This is a genomic window from Streptomyces prunicolor NBRC 13075, assembly GCF_000367365.1.
Taxonomy (GTDB): domain Bacteria; phylum Actinomycetota; class Actinomycetes; order Streptomycetales; family Streptomycetaceae; genus Streptomyces; species Streptomyces prunicolor.
In genome coordinates, this window is the sequence record NZ_BARF01000146.1 from 17,255 (window position 1) to 35,288 (window position 18,034).

Annotated in this window: 16 protein-coding genes and 1 pseudogene; 9 read left to right on the top strand and 8 right to left on the bottom strand. The window is 69.3% G+C overall.

Going from position 1 to position 18,034, the window contains the following annotated elements:
* Positions 1–3,030: 3,030 nt before the first annotated feature.
* Positions 3,031–3,714: a DUF5655 domain-containing protein gene (locus SPR02S_RS51970; protein ID WP_019064978.1), complete on the bottom strand. Its 684-nt coding sequence runs from the start codon at positions 3,712–3,714 to the stop codon at positions 3,031–3,033.
* 353 nt (positions 3,715–4,067) lie between these two features.
* On the opposite strand from SPR02S_RS51970, the gene SPR02S_RS51975 reads away from it, so the two are divergent.
* Positions 4,068–4,943, top strand: coding sequence for a hypothetical protein (locus tag SPR02S_RS51975; protein ID WP_026151687.1), 876 nt, complete (start codon positions 4,068–4,070; stop codon positions 4,941–4,943).
* A 16-nt stretch (positions 4,944–4,959) separates the two neighbouring features.
* Here the strand turns inward: SPR02S_RS51975 and SPR02S_RS51980 are convergent, their stop codons facing one another.
* From SPR02S_RS51980 to SPR02S_RS52000, 5 genes and pseudogenes are all read right to left on the bottom strand, one after another.
* On the bottom strand, positions 4,960–5,376 hold the full coding sequence (locus SPR02S_RS51980) for a hypothetical protein (RefSeq protein WP_158698018.1): 417 nt from the start codon (positions 5,374–5,376) through the stop codon (positions 4,960–4,962).
* 77 nt (positions 5,377–5,453) lie between these two features.
* Positions 5,454–6,041: a DUF6262 family protein gene (locus SPR02S_RS51985; protein WP_019064981.1), complete on the bottom strand. Its 588-nt coding sequence runs from the start codon at positions 6,039–6,041 to the stop codon at positions 5,454–5,456.
* A complete protein-coding gene (locus SPR02S_RS65505; RefSeq protein ID WP_019064982.1) occupies positions 6,038–8,671 on the bottom strand; it encodes a tyrosine-type recombinase/integrase in 2,634 nt (877 codons plus the stop codon). The genes SPR02S_RS51985 and SPR02S_RS65505 overlap by 4 nt, the downstream gene beginning before the upstream one ends.
* Entirely contained in the window at positions 8,668–9,846 is a 1,179-nt protein-coding gene (locus SPR02S_RS51995; RefSeq protein ID WP_026151688.1) for a tyrosine-type recombinase/integrase, read from the bottom strand. Before SPR02S_RS51995 ends, SPR02S_RS65505 begins: the two co-directional genes overlap by 4 nt.
* A 120-nt stretch (positions 9,847–9,966) precedes the next feature.
* Positions 9,967–10,194: pseudogene (locus tag SPR02S_RS52000) on the bottom strand (hypothetical protein); the annotation flags it as partial.
* 878 nt (positions 10,195–11,072) lie between these two features.
* On the opposite strand from SPR02S_RS52000, the gene SPR02S_RS58385 reads away from it, so the two are divergent.
* From SPR02S_RS58385 to SPR02S_RS52015, 3 genes are all read left to right on the top strand, one after another.
* Complete coding sequence (locus SPR02S_RS58385; protein WP_019064985.1) at positions 11,073–11,693, top strand: MFS transporter; 621 nt, start codon at positions 11,073–11,075, stop codon at positions 11,691–11,693.
* Between the two features lie 85 nt (positions 11,694–11,778).
* Entirely contained in the window at positions 11,779–12,114 is a 336-nt protein-coding gene (locus tag SPR02S_RS52010; RefSeq protein ID WP_019064986.1) for an ArsR/SmtB family transcription factor, read from the top strand.
* A 1-nt stretch (position 12,115) separates the two neighbouring features.
* Positions 12,116–12,832 (top strand): cation efflux transmembrane domain-containing protein, encoded by a 717-nt coding sequence (locus tag SPR02S_RS52015; RefSeq protein WP_019064987.1) that lies wholly within the window; start codon positions 12,116–12,118, stop codon positions 12,830–12,832.
* A gap of 32 nt (positions 12,833–12,864) precedes the next feature.
* Here SPR02S_RS52015 and SPR02S_RS63720 read toward each other — a convergent pair whose 3' ends face one another.
* A complete protein-coding gene (locus tag SPR02S_RS63720) occupies positions 12,865–13,053 on the bottom strand; it encodes a hypothetical protein (protein ID WP_158698019.1) in 189 nt (62 codons plus the stop codon).
* 155 nt (positions 13,054–13,208) lie between these two features.
* On the opposite strand from SPR02S_RS63720, the gene SPR02S_RS52025 reads away from it, so the two are divergent.
* Entirely contained in the window at positions 13,209–14,045 is an 837-nt protein-coding gene (locus SPR02S_RS52025) for a TauD/TfdA family dioxygenase (RefSeq protein WP_019064989.1), read from the top strand.
* Positions 14,046–14,061: 16 nt separating this feature from the next.
* On the opposite strand, the gene SPR02S_RS52030 is transcribed toward SPR02S_RS52025, so the two are convergent.
* On the bottom strand, positions 14,062–14,682 hold the full coding sequence (locus SPR02S_RS52030; RefSeq protein ID WP_019064990.1) for a TetR/AcrR family transcriptional regulator: 621 nt from the start codon (positions 14,680–14,682) through the stop codon (positions 14,062–14,064).
* Positions 14,683–14,876: 194 nt separating this feature from the next.
* Between SPR02S_RS52030 and SPR02S_RS52035 the strand changes: the two genes are divergently transcribed.
* From SPR02S_RS52035 to SPR02S_RS58390, 4 genes are all read left to right on the top strand, one after another.
* On the top strand, positions 14,877–15,728 hold the full coding sequence (locus SPR02S_RS52035) for an ABC transporter ATP-binding protein (protein ID WP_019064991.1): 852 nt from the start codon (positions 14,877–14,879) through the stop codon (positions 15,726–15,728).
* Complete coding sequence (locus tag SPR02S_RS52040; RefSeq protein ID WP_019064992.1) at positions 15,725–16,474, top strand: ABC transporter permease; 750 nt, start codon at positions 15,725–15,727, stop codon at positions 16,472–16,474. Before SPR02S_RS52035 ends, SPR02S_RS52040 begins: the two co-directional genes overlap by 4 nt.
* Positions 16,471–17,259 carry an ABC transporter permease gene (locus SPR02S_RS52045; protein WP_019064993.1) on the top strand — a complete coding sequence of 263 codons (789 nt, stop codon included), beginning with the start codon at positions 16,471–16,473 and terminating at the stop codon, positions 17,257–17,259. The genes SPR02S_RS52040 and SPR02S_RS52045 overlap by 4 nt, the downstream gene beginning before the upstream one ends.
* Positions 17,260–17,443: 184 nt before the next feature.
* A partial coding sequence (locus tag SPR02S_RS58390) for an ABC transporter substrate-binding protein (RefSeq protein WP_019064994.1) occupies positions 17,444–18,034 on the top strand: 591 nt, incomplete at its 3' end.

Here is an 18,034-nt window from a genome sequence, read left to right on the forward strand (position 1 = left end):
CGGGCTGGGCAGGAGCCCAGACGAGATCGAGTGGTCCCGCTGGCGTGGAGGTGAACCTACGCTGAGCACCGACCAGTTGCAGAGCCTGCTGTGCTCCCCGCTGACGCGAGAGTGAACCGAACGCCCTTAGCTACGTCAAGGGGACTCAGGAGTGGTCTCTGCCGACGAGAGGGTGTTCCGGTTGCCCAACTCGTTGGCGAGCAGGCGGACTTGTAGGTTGCGCAGGCGCCAGGGTGTTCTACGGCTGGAGGTCGGTACCATCCGCCACAGGGCGTGGTTCCCGCCGACGCGGGCGCGAACCGGCCACCAGTGTGCAACTGGCGAGAGCGGACTCGTGGTCCCCGCCGACGCGGGGGTGAGCCGCACGACGCGAACAGCAAGGTCGAGCGGATCACGTGGTCCCCGCCGACGCGGGGGTGAGCCGAGCAGGAGGGCGCCGCGCAACGACTTCTCGTCGTGGTCCCCGCCGATGCGGGGGTGAACCGTGGGAGATCGGCGGCGTCGAGTGGGACACCGAGTGGTCCCCGCCGACGCGGGGGTGAACCGATCGTCCCGACCGACGACGGCCCCCGCCCGTCGTGGTCCCCGCCGACGCGGGGGTGAACCGGAACTGGCCGAGCATCTGCACAACCGGCACGAGTGGTCCCCGCCGCCGCGGGGGTGAGCCGTCTTGCTCGTACCGGATGACGAAGGTGTTCGCGTGGTCCCCGCCGACGCGGGGGTCAGCCGTTGGGTGAGGCCGCGCCGCTCCCGCCAGTACGGTGGTCCCCGCCGACGCGCGGGGGGTGAGCCGATCTGGAGGTTGGTGTACGCCATCACGACTCAGTGGTCCCCGCCGACGCGGGGGTGAGCCGAACGTCCCTCGCCTCGGCGAGACGTACGTGGCGTGGTCCCCGCCGACGCGGGGGTGAACCGATCGCAGCGGGATCGATCGAGGCCACGCACATGTGGTCCTCGCCGACGCGGGGGTGAACCGGAACTTGAGCAGCAGGGCTTCACGGTCAGGCAGTGGTCCCCGCCGACGCGGGGGTGAACCGTGGTCATGCATCGGGAAGTTGCCCGGGTTGTGGTGGTCCCCGCCGACGCGGGGGTGAACCGGTCCCCGACGTGCCGGTGGATCTTGCCTCCATGTGGTCCACGCCGACGAGGGGGTGAACCGTGAGCTGTCCCCGCCTGCCGTTACCAGTCAGGGTGGTACTCGCCGACGCGGGGGTGAACCGACGGCCAAGCTCGGCAACTGGCTGCTGGACGCGTGGTACTCGCCGACGCGGGGGTGGACCGTCGAAGTCGGAGGCGATGGCGGTCGTGCAGACGTGGTCCCCGCCGTCGCGGGGGTGAGCCGATCCGTCACGCCGAGACCGTGGAGGTCGACGCGTGGTTCCCGCCGACGCGGGAGCAATCCGCCAGTGAGTACGCGGCTATGGTTGTCGCGACGTGATTCGCTGATGTGGGGGTGAACCGGCAGGCATCCACCCGCCGAACCGGACGACGATGTGGTCCCTGCAGACGTGAGGTGATCCCCTTCCACCACAGGGATCTCGGCAGGGAAGGTTGTGCTGCCCGTCGACGCGGGGGTGAACCGCCATCCGTCTGATTCTTGGCTGAGCCCCAGACGTGGTCCCCGCCGACGAGGGGTGAGCCGAAGGAAGAGATCCGCCGCACCCGGGCCTCGGAGTGCTTCCCGCCGACGCGGGGGTGAGCCGGACTGGGGCGAGATGCTCCGTAAGGCCAGCCTGTGGTCCCCGCCGACGCGGGGGTGAACCGTTCACGGTGCCCTCGCCGACGTCGACGCCGATGTGGTCCCCGCCGAGGCGGGGGTGAACCGTTGTTCGTCTCCAGGAACTGCGACTCGTTCGGGTCGTCCCCGCCGACGCGGGGGTGAACCGGCGGACCGGGTCTGGGATGCCTGGAAGGTCGGGTGCTCCCTGCCGACGCGGGGGTGAGCCGAAGCCCGTCGAGATCGAAGCCGTGCACTTCACGTGGTCCCCGCCGAAGCGGGGGGTGAGCCGATCTGGAGGTTGGTGTACGCCATCACGACTGAGTGGTCCCCGCCGAAGCGGGGGTGAGCCGAACGTCCCTCGCCTCGGCGAGACGTACGTCGCGTGGTCCCCGCCGACGCAGGGGTGAGCCGCCGTAGCCAACAGTGATGGGATGGGCACGATGGTGGTCTCCGCCGCCACGGGAGTGAACCGTCGATGTCCGCCTGAGTGTTGAGCGCCGCCTGGTGGTCCCCGCCGACGCAGGGGAGCCGGAGATCTCCAAGAAGCTCGCGGACGTCAACGGGTGGTTCCGCAGACGCGGGGGTGAACCGAAGTGCGTCACCGACCGCATCCTGGAGCTGGAATGGTCTCCGCCGACGCGGGGGTGATCCGCCCACGACCGTGGTCAACTGTTCAATCACGCCGTGGTCTTCGCCGACGGGGGGAACCGATGTGGAAGGTCGCGCGTGCCACGACCGCAAAGTTGCCTCCGCCGACGCGGGGGTGAACCATTGATCAGGACCGAGTCCCGGGTCGCCGTGACGTGGTCCCCGCCGGCGCGAGGGTGAGCCGAGGGCGGCGAATGCGATGCGGCCTTCGATGCAGTGGTCCCCGCCGATGCGGGGGTGAACCGACGAATCACCGGACGGGTGAGGTGCCTACGACGTGGTCCCTGCCGACGTGGGGGTGAACCGTTTATGAGGTCCGCGGCCACGAGGTGCGGCCGGTGGTCCCTGCTGGCGCGGGAGTGATCCAAACTGAGCGATGTACCTCAGAAGGTAGCTCGCGTGCTCCGCGCCGACGCAGGGGTGAACCGCTGAAGGGCGCCGTCCTGAACGTGGGAGGTCGTGTTCCCCGCCGACGAGGGTGAGCCGATCGGGCAGGACGGCGAACTGCGCGTGTACACGTGGTTCCAGCCGATCCGGGGGCGAACCGACCGTGTGCACCGCACGGGGTCCGTCGTAGTCGTGGTTCCCGCCGACGCGGGAGTGAACCGTGGCAGCTAGGGCCGACCTCTTGGTCCAAGCTGTGGTTCCCGCCGACGCATGGGTCAGGCTGCGAATGCCCGTCGGATCAGGGGACCTGCCTTCTCCAACTCGGCAGCCGAGGAGATGCGTACCTCCACGTCGCCTGTCCCGTGGTGCCCGATGCCACGCATGTCGCGTGAGAAGCCCTCCTCCAGCGAGATCGTGTCCGGGGCGATCCGGAGATAGACCAAGATCAGCTCGCGCTTCGGACGGAAGACCACCGAGGCGAGGTTCACCATCCGCCGGTAGGCGATGTAGTGCCTGAGCGCAGCCACCTCGACCTCGCCCCAAGCCGTCAGCATCTCGTCCAACTCTCCGTACAGGTCTTGCAGGCAAGCAGGGGGCGCGCTCGGGTTCGCCTGGACCGACGGCTTCCCGCAGACGCCGCCGCTACCGGCTGCCTCCATCCGCTCCCGGCGCTGCCGCCGGGTCGGAGCGGGCCGGGGAGAACCAGGTACGGACTCGATCAACAACAGGCTCAGCAGCCCGCCGTCGAAGGAGCGATACCGCACCAGGTCGATCCGCTCGTAGAGACGGTGCACCGCTACCCGGTCGTGGTGCGAGAAGCCGGCCGCGATGCAGACCATCCGCGGGTTCCGCCAGTCGATTGCCTCGGCCGCCTCGGCGCCCAGCTTCTCCTTCACCAGCGCCTCGAACTCATGACGTGCCGAGTCCAGCCACGACAGGTAGGAAACGGCCTGCGACACGACGCCGCTGTCGGAGCCCTTCTTGTACTCGACATTACCGACCGCAGGAGCTCGGATACCGACTCTGAACTGCGACGATCCATAGATTACATGTCTGTGACGGCGAGTTGTGGTCGCTGGCGTAGCTCGTCTGAGTGGTCTCATGGGACGAGCGGTCGGGAACCTGCCTCCACTCATGGCTCCAGCGGAACCATGCACGGTCCGCCTGTCTACGCGGAGGAGGCCTGATGCGAGGCATACGGCGCGGTCAGCCCCCGCGCGCCGTCTGTGCGCTCCTCTGTGCTCCCAGCGGCACGTAACGATCCCAATGGCCCAAGCGTGCGGCCGGAGTTGGGCTGTCATCATCAGCGGCTATGACATCACTTGTGAAGCAAGCCGACTTCACGCCCGACACCTGCGAAAGTGGCGTCGGAGGAATCGACTGGAGCTCTATAGCCTCTGCGGCATCGATGAGTGCCTTCTGCGGGATCATGGCGGGCTTCGTTTTCGCCGGCTTGGTCACCGTCATCGGTCAGAGAAATGCAGTCGATGGGGACGGGCACGCCTCTCGCGGCCTGAAACTTCTCCTCCCCTGTTTTGTCGGCCTGGCGACGGCGTCGTACCTGTACGCGCTCACATCCGGGGAACTGGTGTGCATCCGCGCCGTCACGGAGCAGTTATTCTCCGGCGCTATCCTCGCGGCCGACGCCGTCGTGGTGATCATCGCGCTTGCCTGGCTGCTGCCAGCCTATGACCGCAACAAGCACGGCGAAGTCATCTTCTTCCGCGGGCTGATCCAGTTCTCGGCGCAGTTCTCGTCTCTGATGCTCATCGTCTCCTCGGACGCCTTCAAGAACTCCGTTCTCCATCAACGCGCTGCTGGATGGTCAACCGCAATGGTCTGGGGCAGCGGCGTCGCCCTCATGGCCGCTGTTCTCTTCTTCTGGTGGAAGCCCCTTCCCGCAGTACCCGTAGTACCCAGTCCACCGCCACCGGGAGTGACGACGACGGCTGAGTGGTCTACACACTGGCGCGACGAAATCCTTCTCAATGGCCGGGTACGCGTGGCATCCAGAACCACCGTGGCGGTAGGCGGCGTCCTTGCAGTAGCGGCCGGATGCGCAGTCGGAGTCTCGTACGATCACTGGACGGCGATGCCTCCGTGGCTGGTGTACACGCTCGGCGAGGCCGCGCTCGTGTTGCCCGGAGTCGTCATCGTGACCGCGGTCCGGGCCGTTCCACGAGGCTGAACCAGCCCGCATGCCCTTAGGGGAGCGCCGGACGCGTTGAATTGGTTAGTATGCCGCCCACTACGATTTCCCCGATCACCATGCGGTGGACCACGTCACCGAACTGACGACACGTGATCACTTCGCACCGGGTGACGGTTCCGGCGATGGCGTACTCGATCATCGTTAGCACGCCCAGGCCCTCTTCACACATGTACCTGTCCAGGTTCAGCTCCCTCGGGCCGAGCCAGACTTCATCGTCAGCGTCGAACTTCCCCTTGAATGCCTGAGTGGACAGCACGACACCTTCGCCCAGGGCATCCTCCTTGACCTCTTCCATGGCCTCCTCCCACACCTTGAGGGCATCGGTGGACATGGCCTTGAGGACGCGCTGAGCCTTGAGCCGCACCTCGGTGTCGATTACGTGTCCAGGGGCAGGGAACTGCATAGTCAACTTGTATTCCTTCACCGGCTTCGGGGAACAACGAGGCGTCCTCATTGTTCCCCGAAGCCGCGTTCAGCGGGACTGGATCACGTTGCAGATCCCGGGTCAGCGATACGGGCTTCGAGGTCGGCGACGCGCCGGTCTTGGAAGCGGAGGTTGGAGCGGGCGGCCTTGAGCCGTTCGTCCAGGGTGCGGTTGTCGGTGGTGAGTTGGCGGACCCGCTGCTTGAGCGTGGTGTTCTCGGTGGTGATCCGCTGGACGGCCTCCTTCGTCCACTCGGCTTCCAAGTCGCGTATCTGACCGAGAAGTTCACCGATGCGGGTGCGTTGGACAAGGATCTCGGCGTGGGTGGCCTTGAGGCCCTCTTCGGCGTTCAGGGCCCGCTCGCGCCAGGTTGCTTCTTGCTTGTGGTTTTGCGCGGCGAGCGTCTGGGGCCGTCGTTCACCGGCCTCTGCCATGGCGGAGGCGACCCCGGCTCTGGCCTCGGGGTTGTCATAGAGGAAAGTGCGCGATACGTCAGCGCGGCGGGCAACAGCGGCGACGCTGACCTGGGCCTTCTCACGCCGCAGCCGGGCGATGGCCTCGCGGACGCGCTGGAGAGCGGCTTCGGTCCTCTGGCGGCGGGCTGCCAAGGCCGCCGCCGTGCGCGGTTCGGGGACATCGGCGGCCTTCATGCGACGTCCTGTTCGGAATCGGTGTCCTCGACTGTGCACGTATCGCTGTACTCGCTCTGCTCGTCGTCTTCGTCGCCGCCCGCGTCGGCGAGGTCGGCGGCGCGGAAGGCGGTGGACCACACGCGGTGGAAGTAGTCCTGGGGTCTGCGCAGGTCCAGGGCGAGGGCGTCGTCGAGGAGGCCGAGGCCGGCCAGGGCCTTCTCCAGGCCGTCGATGGCACGGGCGGTGGGCTCGAAGTAGCGGTGGAGGTAGTCGGCGGTGGCGTCGTCGGGGGCGCGCTCGGCCAGCAGCCGCCACTGCTCGCGCTTGCGCCGCCAGTAGAGGAGGTCGGCGCCAGACAGGACGAACTTGTCGCAATTGTGGCAGTCGAGGTTCCAGGGGCAGGCGCCGCCGTTCACGACAGGCTGGAAGGTGCAGAAGCCGCCCTCGGCGGGGGTACTGCGGCGAGAGAGGTCGATGGCCAGGGCCTGGGCCTGCTCGCGGGTGAGCGGGGTGGTGTTGCTGGTGAGGAGTTCGCCGGGGTGAGCGGTGCCGGGGCCGGCTACCCAGACGTGCTGGAGGACGTCGTCCAAATCGGACTGGGTGAGGTGGACGTAGTGCTCGGCCATGCGGTCGGAGACATGGCCGAGGTAACGGCGGATGTGCGTCAGGCTCGCGCCGTGCCGCAGCAGCCGGGTGGCCAGCGTGTGCCGGGCCTGGTGGGCGACGTAGTGACCACCGAGGTCAAGCTCGGCGAGCCAGCTGCGGAAGCCGGTGTGGAACCAGGTGTAGGACAAAGCGCGGCGGCCGTCGGGGTTGAGGATGTCAGTGGGGAACAGGGCCAGGTGAGCTCGCTCGGCAGCAGTGGGCGGCCGGCCGGCGTGCCGGTCGGCGTAGTGGGTCAGGGTCTTTTGGCGGCGTTCTTCGAGCCGGTCCAGGAGATGGTCGGGGATGCGGACGGCCGCGTTCAGGTTGCCGACCTTGGTCTGATCGTGCCAGAGCAGGGGCAGCCCGCCGTAACGGCCGATGCAGTCCAGACGGAGCTGGATGACCTCGCTGGCGCGCCGGCCGGTGACGATGATGGTTTCCCACATGTCCCGCAGGCCCCGGTCGTGAGGGTCGTGGCCGTCGGCGAGCTGCTGCAGGTTGGCCTCGTCCGCAAGCGCGCGGGCGACTTCGTCGGGGAAGGGGTTGCGGCTGCGGGGCGTGCCCGGGCCGCCGACCGGCATGGCGGCGATGAAGGTGCGGTCCAGGCCGATCTGGTCGGCGCTGCCGCGGTCCAGCGCGCCACGCAGCAGGGACCGGCCGTAGTTGAACACCATCCGGCGCGAGTTCTCGGTGACCTTCGCCCTTTTGCCGTCCAGGCGGGCCTGGCCGCGGAACGCCAGGCCGAGACGTTCGCGGTTGCGCAGGTCCGCGGCGAAGCGGTGTGCGTGCTCGCCGCGAAGCACGGATGCGTCGTGGCCGCCGCCCGGCGCCTCCGCCTCCAAAAACGCGGACAGTTCGGCGCCGGCGCGGCGCACGAAGTCCACCGGCTGGGCGCTGCGCGGGCAGGTGGGCGAGCGCAGCACGTCGGCGATGTGGTCCCACAACAGGTCGCGCAGCCACGGCTGGGTGATGCAGGTCAGGTCGACGTAGCTGGAGCGGTGGGGGAAGCGCACCCCGAAGTGCTCGGTCTCGATGTAGCCGGCGTCCCGGGTTTCGGAGGGGGTGAAGTAGATCTTCCGCAGGGCCTGTTGCATCTCCTGGACCATGCGCTGGTGGTAGGCGCGGCGGAAGACGGACGCCTCCAGGCCGGCCAGGGAGTCCACGGCGCGGCGCTGGCACTCGTCCGCGAGTGACTGCACCCACGTCAGGTGCCACACGGCGACGGGCTGCAGGCCGTGGACATACATGCCCCACTGCAACTCCGCCCGCAACAGGGGCCGCAGCCCGCGCAGGTTGACCGTTCCGGTGCGGTGCACCGGCAGTTGTGCGCGGCACCAGGCGCGGAAGGCGACTTCGTCCTCGCAGGTCACTGGGACAGGGCGATCACGACGCTCATAGGTGGCGAAGAAGTTCTTCGGCGGCTTCGCCCCGCCCGGCCGCCCGGCCCGGATGTAGCCGCGCTCGTGCGCGCCGCACAACCCCAGCGGCGAAGCGGCCCGCTCGTCGCACACATCCGCGCGGCACTCACCGTAGCCCGGCAGCGACGGCTGGTCGGCCAGCCACCGCTCGAACTCCTCCGCACCCCCACCGGGGTGCCGCTTCAGGTGGCTCAGCCACCGGTTGCGGTGCCGGAAACACAGCACCAGCTGGAGACTGAACGTCGGCCGCTGCGGGCAGATCCGGCATATCATCGCCTCCGGCATTTCCGTGACCGGCAGCGGCTCCGCGATCCGCAGGAACTGAGCCCGGCTCATCCCGCGCGCCTCCGCCTCCTGCCACTGCCCGGCGTGCACCGAGCACATCGCGTAGCGCCGCCAGCGGGGCCGCTCGCAGTCGACAACTGTGCAGCTCCATGGATAGACCGGGTGCGTCGGCGGGATCTTCAGCACCCCGCCGCGCAGCACCGGGTCGAACTCGGGCCCGTTGATCAGCGTGGTGAGCACCTCCAGCCGGTCCCGTCGCCTGCGGGTATCCTGCTGCGGCAGCAACGACGGCGCCGTCACTTTGTCTCACCCCAGACCGTGCGCAGGGCAGTGTCGAAGACCGGGTCGTGGACATCGACGTGTCCGTAGACCTCATCCACCATCGCGGCCGAGGCCCAGCCGCCGGCGTCCCGGGCGATCAGCGTGTTGCCGTCGGCGGCGTCGAGAACCGCGGACGTGAACGAGTGCCGGAAGGCATGGGGTTTCACGATCCCGAGTCCGGCCCGCTTCCCGGCCCGACCGAGCATCCGTCTGGCCCCGACCGGCGCCCACGGCTGTCCAGTATCGGCGCCGTGCAGCTGGACCAGGAGCATGCCGTGCCCGGCGCCGCGCGGGTACTCGGTGGTGACGTACTCGAAGTAGGTGTGCACCATCGCGGGGCTGACCCGTTTGATCAGGCCGCCGGTCACGATGCCGTGCTCGACCCGCCAGGGGTGCTTGCTCTTGGCCTCGGCCCGGTTCAGATTGCCGGGCCGGTGACAGACGTGCAGGTGAGGGGCGCGGCACTCGCCGCAGGCCGCGTTCTCCCGCAGGTGTAGGTCAACCAGGTGCAGCCCGCACAGCTCACCGATCCTCAAGCCCCCGTCGGCGAGCCAGGTGACCACCAGCCGATCCCGGGCGGCGTTCACCGTCTCCAGCAGCCTCTCCCGGGCGCCGTCCGGAAGCGTTTTCGGATGCCGGCGATGCGGCCCCTTCGGCGCCAGCGGGTTGGTGGGCAGCGACGACTTCACATGCCCGAGGAACGAATGGCGCCGGTCCACCCGCGACGGCAACCGCGACTTATCGAGCTTCTTGCCGAGATCCCCGTTCACGCCGAGGGCGGACTGATGCAGGTAGAAGCCCTTCAGACAAGCCGCCGCGGTCGACAGGGCGGAGTGACCGTATGGGCGCTTGCCGACCCGCCACGGCTCGCCGAGCAGCATGCGGACCTCTGCACCCACCAGGCCCATGTACCGTTCCAGGTCCCGCAGTTGGACCGCGGCGAAGGCCAGACACTCCCGCTCCAGCCACCGCAGATGGTCCACCAGCAGATACGCGTACGTCCTCTGCGTTCCCGAACCATCATGCAGACGCAGGAACCGGTCCGCCTCCGCATGGACCGTCCCCTCGGGCCACACGATCGTCCACGACCGCCGCCCGTCCTTCCGCTCGATCTGCTGGACCCTCAAGTCCCCGACCACAACCTGCCGTGCCACTCGTCCTCCGCACCGACTCCAGAACATGACAGACGCCCCGGACAAGGTCGGTAAACAAGCCCAGAACGTGCTGGTCACAGTCCCAGACGGACATCACGGGCAGGACTACCTGCGGTCGGTAAACTCGACCACCACGGGGGCGTTGTTCTCGTCGAGCCCGAGCGTGTCGATCCGACCCCGATGCCACGGTCCCGTCGGATACTCGGAAGCCAGGAAGCGGATGCCGAGCATCGACTCCATCCCCGCCTCGACCCGACGCTGCAGCTCCACCTCCAGCGCCACCGTCGAGCCCCGAAGCTCGACATCCCGGCCATCGGCGTCCTGCCGGAACAGCATCAGGTCGGCCATCAGCGTCCCCCCTCCCGCGATCAATACAAAGGGAGCAATCGAAACGGCCACAGGGGTATTCCAGATGGAGAGTGTTCCCCTCAGACTGTTTACTCGTAGCGGGGTCGGACGCGCAGGCGGTTCTGTGGGAGCCCGACAACCTGGTAACCGCGGCTGCCTGCTGCCAGCGACGCCCCTCCGGTGGCCGCCCGGTGGCCGGACGCCTTTGGACGGTGCAACACGAGGTAGCACGCTTCAACCTGCTGTACGTCCTCTGATCAGGTAGAACGTCACTAGGCGGCACGACCAGGCACCGCGCAACACGATCGCTCATGGTCTTGTAATGCGTAGGTCGTCGGTTCGAATCCGACAGGGGGCTCCATGGAAAACCCCGGGTCAGGCGTCTGACCTGGGGTTTCTTGTTTTGGTTGACCTTGGAATCTCGGCAAATCGGGCGCTGTCTGTCTGTGCATCGTAATGCGTAGGTCGGAGGTGTGGTTTCCGTGACCGTATGGATGGCTTGGGCCTCTGAGCTGGGCCTTTGCCTATCTGGAAGGGGCGAGTCAGGTATACGCAGTGGGTTTCGATGGACAATCGGTGGACGGGCGTGCGTGACACTCCATCAGGGGCCTATCGCTACTCCCAGGTCGACGGGTGAAATGCGGCCATCCTCGATGGAGCGATTGGTCGCGGTGGGACTGTCCGGTCCTGACAGTCGCCGCAGCGGTCACTTGGAGACCATCTCCCGGGGCGGCCAGGACCCCCGCAACGAGCAGCAGGTCCACGACCGTCCTCACGGGCGAGCAGTCGGTCACCCGGGTACTCCGTCCCGTACGCACCAGGGATGCTGACCGGCGGGAATGCGAGTGTGGCCGAGGTCTCCGCGGCCTGCGGCTTCTGTGATCAGTCTCAACTCGGCAGCGGGTTCCGCGCGTTGGCCGGCACCAGGAAAACTGCTGGGCGTAGTCGCCGCGTTCGAGGTCGGCAATGTCGCTGCGACCCTGCTGGTCCCGCGGGCCTCCGACCTGCCCCCGGAGTACGGCGCGAAGACCGCGACCACCATCGTGCTCGGCCTCTACACCGCGTGCAACGTCGCGGCCGCGGACACTTCAGTCCGCGCCGCACAGCTCTCCGACAGGCTCGGCACCCGCGGCCCGGTCCTCGTTCTCGCGGCCAGTGTCGCCGCGTTCGCCATGCTGTACAGGCTGTTCACCGTCAACGGTGCGGCGATCGCGTTCCTCGCGGTCCCCTTCATCCTGTTCATCCTGGCCCGCACCGGCATTGGCGCGTTGGAGACCGCCCAGCACTCCGCCGTCGCCGTCCTCGCCCCGAAGGGCCTGCGCGGCTCCGCGTTCGGGATGCTCGCCACCGTCCTGTTGTTGGGCAACCTCGCCGCCGGCGCCGTCGTCGGCATTTCATGGACCGCGACCTTGCCCATGGCCGCCTGCGCCTACCTCGCTGCCTGGATGTTCCTTGCCCTGATGGGGCTGCTCATCTCCGAACGACGCCGCAGCCACTGACACCCTTCCTGCGGCCGCGACGACATCGCCACCCGCCCGATAGTTCAGAGTTTTATGAATTCATGGAGTTGTGTACTGTCGGGACGTGCTGACTGTTGCTTCCGACATCGAGGTGCTGGCCCGCTTCGGCCGCGCGCTCGCCGACCCGATCCGCTGCCGGCTCCTGCTTGCCCTGCGCGAGGCCCCGGCCCACCCGTCCGACCTTGCCGACGCTCTCGGCATTTCCCGCACCCGCCTGTCGAACCACCTGGCGTGCCTGCGGGACTGCGGCCTCGTCGTCGCCGTACCCGTCGGCCGCCGCACCCGCTACGAGCTGGCCGACGAACGCCTCGGCCATGCTCTGGACGACCTGCGCAACGCCGTGGTGGCCGTCGAGGCGGACAAGACCTGCCCCGACGCGAAGACGAAGGGCTGCTGCTGAGATGACCGCGATATCCCTCGGGCCCACCCCGGCCCGCCGCGACACACTCGCAAAGCGCGTACGGCTGCTGGTCGCCGCGACCATCACCTACAACGTCATCGAGGCAGTCGTCGCCATCACCGCCGGGACGATCGCCTCCTCCACCGCCCTGATCGGCTTCGGCCTCGACTCCGTCATCGAGGTCTCCTCCGCCACCGCGGTCGCCTGGCAGTTCTCCGCCCGCGAACACGCCCTACGCGAAGCCCGGGAGAAGACCACCCTGCGGATCATCGCCTTCTCCTTCTTCGCGCTCGCCGTGTACGTCGGCATCGACGCCGTCCGCGCGCTGTCCGGCACCGGCGAGGCCGACCGCTCCATCCCCGGCATCGTCATCGCCGCGCTGTCCCTGGCGATCATGCCGTTCTTGTCCGCCGCCCAGCGGCGGGCCGGACGCGAACTTGGCTCTGCCTCGGCGGTCGCCGACTCCAGGCAGACCCTGCTGTGCACCTACCTCTCCGCCGTCCTCTTGGCCGGCCTGCTGGCCAATCTGCTGCTCGGCTGGTCCTGGGCCGACCCGATCGCCGCCCTCGTCATCGCCGCCGTCGCGGTCAAGGAAGGCCGCGACGCCTGGCAGGGCAAGGGCTGTTGCGCACCCCCCGCCACCGCGACGCCGACGCTGCCCGTCGGTGCTGGGGCAGACGGATGCGGTTGCCGCTCCGGATGCGACTGCTGCACCTGAGCCCCTCACCCGAGTCCCGATGAGAGCGATCCTCACGACATGAGCATCGAGTTGCTGGTCGTCCCGGACTGCCCCAACGCCCAGCCCGCGCCGACCGGTTGCGTCAGGTCCTCGACGGCATGGGCAGGTCCGACGTCACCTCCACCGCCCGGGTGATCGCCGACCAGGCCGAGGCCGAGTCGGCCGGGGCCGGGTCCCGCACCGGCCGCAGCGGTGCACACCCCGCTCCGCGGAGCGCGCCGCCCGACGGCTCAGGGCTCCTCGCGGCCGGAACGCGGGCCTAATGGCCTGGACATGGAGGTGAAACCTGGCACACCTACCGTGATTGAACCGATCGGTTCAACGGCTACGGCTACGGTGAACGAAGGGCAATGTGATGACAGACGTCAGCTCAGCGAGTTTCATCCCCCGCCGGGTGTCCGGCCCGCAGGGGGCCAGGGAGACCATCGCCGCGGACGGCGCGGCCATCGTGAGCGGGCTGCCGGACGAGGCGTCGGCGGTGGCCTTCGCGAGGCAGGTCATGGGCGACAAGGCGGTCCGCTGCGGTACCCAGTTCGAGGCCACCAAGACCGGAGGCGCGCGTGAGGCGATGACAGTCGCCGCCCAGCCCGCCGACCACCGGGGCCGCAAGCGGGACTTCGGCAGTGCCGAGGAACGCATGGTCGCCCACAACGACGGCTTCGCCTTCGGCGACTACGCACCCGACCACCTCTTCCTGTGGTGCGAGCGGCCCGCGGACACCGGCGGCGACTCGTTCCTGGTGGACACCGCACGGCTGATGGCCCTGCTCGACGCCGACCCAGCCCACGCCGACCTCGTGGACTTCTGCCGCACCGTGGACATCGACCACTCCGAGCCCAACTACCCTCAGGGCGCCTTCACGCCGATCACGCGCACCACCCCGTCCGGGCGGTTCCAGGGACGCTTCCACCCCTACCTCGCGCCGGTCGAGGGTCCTGCCGAAAAGGCCCACTGGCCCTTCGTCCGAAGCTGGGAGGCACGGGTGCACCAGGCCCGTGACACGGGGCCGATGTTCCGCGTCGAGGCCGGCGAGATGATCTGCATCGACAACTACCGTGTGCTGCACGGCCGGGACGGGCACAGCGATCCGCAGCGCAAGGTGTGCTCCATCTGGGGCTGGTCCCGGGACGCGGTCGCGATACCGGAGGGGCCGCTGGACATCGTCGTACCGAAGATCCCGATGGCGTCCTGAACGCCCCGTATCCGGCTCACTCCCCGCCGCGCACCCCTCCGGCCCTTTCCGCCGCTGCCGCTGCCCGCTGGGAGAGCGACACCGCCGCGGCGGCGTTCGCCTCAGCCGTCCCCGCACGGTCGCCCGAGGTGATCAGGTCCAGCTGGAGGCCGCGCCACAGGGCGACCAGCTCGCGGGCAAGGGTGTCCGCCGCCGGGGCGGGCACGCCGTCGCGGCGCAGTGAGGCAGCGACCAGGGCCCGCCAGTCGCTGCCGATGACCTTGAGGAAGGCGTCGAACCGGCCGCGCTGGTGGGCGGCGAGGCCCACCACCTCGAAGAAGACCCGGTGGAAGGGGACGTTCTCGGGCGCCGCCACCGCCTCCCAGGCGTCGACGATCCGCTCCCGCAGCGGCCGGTCCGGGTCGTCCATCACGGTGAACGCCTTGGCCAGAATCGGATAGCGGCTGCCCAGCTCCACGAGCGCCGCCGAGATCAGCTCCTCCTTGGAACCGAAGTAGTAGAGCAGCATGCGGTTGTTCGTGCCGATGGCCTTGCCCAGCCGCCGCAGCGTCATCTCTGCGACGCCGTACTCCAGGATGTAGTCCGCGGTCAGCCGCAGCAGACGATCTCGCTCGGGCGGCGCGGGGGAAGCTGGCATGGCAGGCACATTACCCACGTCGACCGTGCGGTCCGGTGCCGGGTGACGCCCGCCGGACATGACGGTGGGATGCGCTCGGGCGGCACGTCGCAGCGCCTGTCTTAACGGAGCGACCCAAGGTGCGCAATGCCCCGGAAACCCTCGCCCCCTACGGTGCGTTGAATCGAACGGTTCATGGCCTTTGGAGGACATGGATGATCAAGGCCGAGCACATCGCCGGGCTACCGGAAGCGCCCCTCGACACCTCCGGATCACCCGGCCCGGCCGGACCTCCCGGGCAGCCCGCGGCGATCGTGTTGCGCGCCGTGCAGAAGGAGTTCGCGCTGCGCCGGGGCCGCACCGTACAGGCACTGGACGGTGTGGACCTGACCGTGCGTGCGGGCGAGTTCGTGGCCCTGCTCGGACCCTCGGGTTGCGGCAAGTCCACCGTGCTGCGCATGGTGGCCGGTCTCGACGAGCCGACCAGTGGCGAAGTGCTGGTCGAGGACCGGCCGCCCGCCGCGCTCGTACGTGATCACCGCCTCGGCGTCGCCTTCCAGGACCACGCGCTGCTGCCGTGGGCGACCACCTTCGCCAACATCGCCCTGCCCTTCCGCGTCGCCGGGCGCGCGGTGGACCGTGAGCGGGTCGGCGCGCTGATCGACCTCGTCGGGTTGAACGGGTTCGCCGACGCCCGCCCGCGACAGCTCTCCGGCGGGATGCGGCAGCGCGTCGCCATCGCCCGTGCGCTCGTCCTCGACCCCGAAGTGCTGCTGCTGGACGAGCCGTTCGGCGCGCTGGACGCGGTCACCCGGCGCCGGATGAACTTCGAGCTGGCCCGGATCTGGGCCGAGCGGCGCATCACCACCCTGCTGGTCACCCATGACGTGGACGAGGCCGTCCTGCTCGCCGACCGGGTGGTGGTGCTCACCGGACGCCCCGGACGGGTCCGGCACATCGAGGAGGTCGCCCTGCCCCGCCCGCGCGGCCGGGACATCACCCGCGACCCCGGCTTCCACGAGACGGTGGACCGTCTCACCGAACTCCTCGACGAGAGCGCCGAATGAGCGCCCGGGCCCGCCACCGGACTCTCACCGCGGCCGGCGTGGTGCTGCTGCTCGCCCTGATGGAGGCCATCGGCCGCGTGGGCCTGTTCGGCAGCAGCTGGCCGCCGCTGACCGAGGTCGTCTCCTACGTGGCCGAACCGGTCACCGGCGACCTGCTGGGCCGGGCTCTCGCCGCCACCGCCGGCGCGGCCGGCACCGGGTTCGCGCTGGGCAGTGCCGTCGCGGTCGTCGTCGCCGCGCTGGGCGTGCTGCTGCCGGTCGTCCAGCCGGGACTGGACCGGCTCGCCGCGGTCGTCAACGCCATCCCGCTGATCGCCCTCGGTCCGCTGCTGATCACCACCGTCGGCCGCGAGGGCACCCCCACCGTGATCGCCGCGCTCGCCGCCGGGTTCGCCATGTTCATCGCCGCGACCTCGGGGCTGGCCGCCGCGAGTACCCCCCACCACGACGTGTTCAGCGCGCTGGGCGCCTCCCGCCGCACCAGGCTGCTGCGACTCCAACTGCCCGCCGCCGTACCGCTGTTGCTGGACGGGCTGACTCTCGCCGCGCCCGCCGCCGTGCTCGGCGCCGTCATCGGCGAGTGGTTCGGCGCGCCGCGGGGCCTGGGCATCCTGCTGGTCAGCTCCATGCAGAACTTCCAGATCGAGCTGCTGTGGGCCGCCGCGCTGACCTCGGCTCTGGTATCGCTGGCGGCCTATCTCGTCCTCACCGGGCTGCGGTCCCTGGCCACGGGGAGGTTCCTGTGAGGCCCGGTGCCGAATCGGCCACCGCCCGCCGCGCCGTATGGCGCCCCGTACTGAACGCCGTCTCCCGCTACTGGACCGTCGTCGCGCTGATCGCCGCGTGGGCGCTGTGGATCCGTGTCGAAAACCTCAACCAGATCGTCGCCCCCACCCCCGCCGCGGTCTTCGGCGACGTGCTCGGGCATCCGACCGTCTACGCCGCCGACCTGGGCTGGACCCTGCTCAACGCCTGTGCCGGCCTGATCCTGGGCATGGCTCTGGGCGCGGGATCCGCCGTCGCCGTCTGGGCGTCACCGGTGCTGTCCGGGCTGATGACACCGATGGCACTGATCATGCGGTCGGTACCGGTGGTGGCCATGATCCCGGTCATCGCCCAGGTGGCCGGCTTCGGCAACACCGCCGTACTGGCCGTCACCGTCGTCGTCTCCTTCTTCCCGGCCTTCGTCATGGCCGGCTCCGGGCTGCGCTCGGCCCCCGCCGCCACCAGTGACCTGTTCACCGTCCTGCACGCCTCCCGCCCGACCCGGCTGCGCCTGCTGCTGCTCCCCAACGCCGCGGGCGCCCTGCTGGTCGCCCTCCGTCTGACCGCCCCGACCACCGTGCTGGCCGCGATGCTCGCCGAGTACCTGCTCGGCACCCACGGCCTGGGCAAGCTCTTCGCCGACTCCGTGACCTTTATGGACACCGCCCGAGCCTGGGGCACCGCCCTGGTGGCCACCGTCGTCTCCGTCGGCTGCTTCATCGCCGCCCGCGCCGCCGAGCGCCACGGAACCGCCCGCTTCTCCTGACGGCAGGCCCCCACCTCCCTCGCCTGTCTCTTCCGACGGCCGGACCCGACTGCACTGCCCGTCTCTCCTGACCGCCGGACCCGACCGCACCGCCCGTTTCTCCGACCGTCGGCCCGACCGCGTACGACGCCGCCGCACCGGCCCGAACGACCATGCACCCTCCCTTCCCCGAGGAGTACCACCCATGAACGACCTGTCGCGCCGTAACGTGCTGCGCACCGCGGGCCTCGGCGGCCTCGGCCTGACCGGGCTGCTGACCGCCTGTGGCAGCGGAGACTCCGCCACCGCAGCGGCCACGCCGACCACGACCGCCGCCCCGGCCAGCCTCAAGGTGGCGCTCGGCTGGATCAAGAACGTCGAGTTCGCCGGCTACTGGATCGCCGAGGACCGGGGCTACTACGCCGAGGAGAACCTCACGGTCAACTTCCTCGCGGGCGGCACCAACACCCCCGACCCGACCGTCAGCGTCTCCGCGGGCTCCGCCGACATCGGCATCCACCCAGCCATGCAGACGGTGATCCAGGCGATCCCGAAGGGCAACGACTTCGTCATCCTGGGTGCCCAGTTCCAGATCAGCCCCGGCGGCCTGCTCTCGCTCAGCTCCGACCCGGTCACCACCGCCAAGGACCTGGTCGGCGCCAAGGTCCTCGGCCAGCAGGGGATACAGCCGACGCTCGACGCGGTGTTCGCCCGCAACAAGCTGAAGAAGGACTACACCCTCATCCCCGTCGGTTACGACCCGGGCCCGCTGCTGAAGAAGCAGGGCAAGGCATAC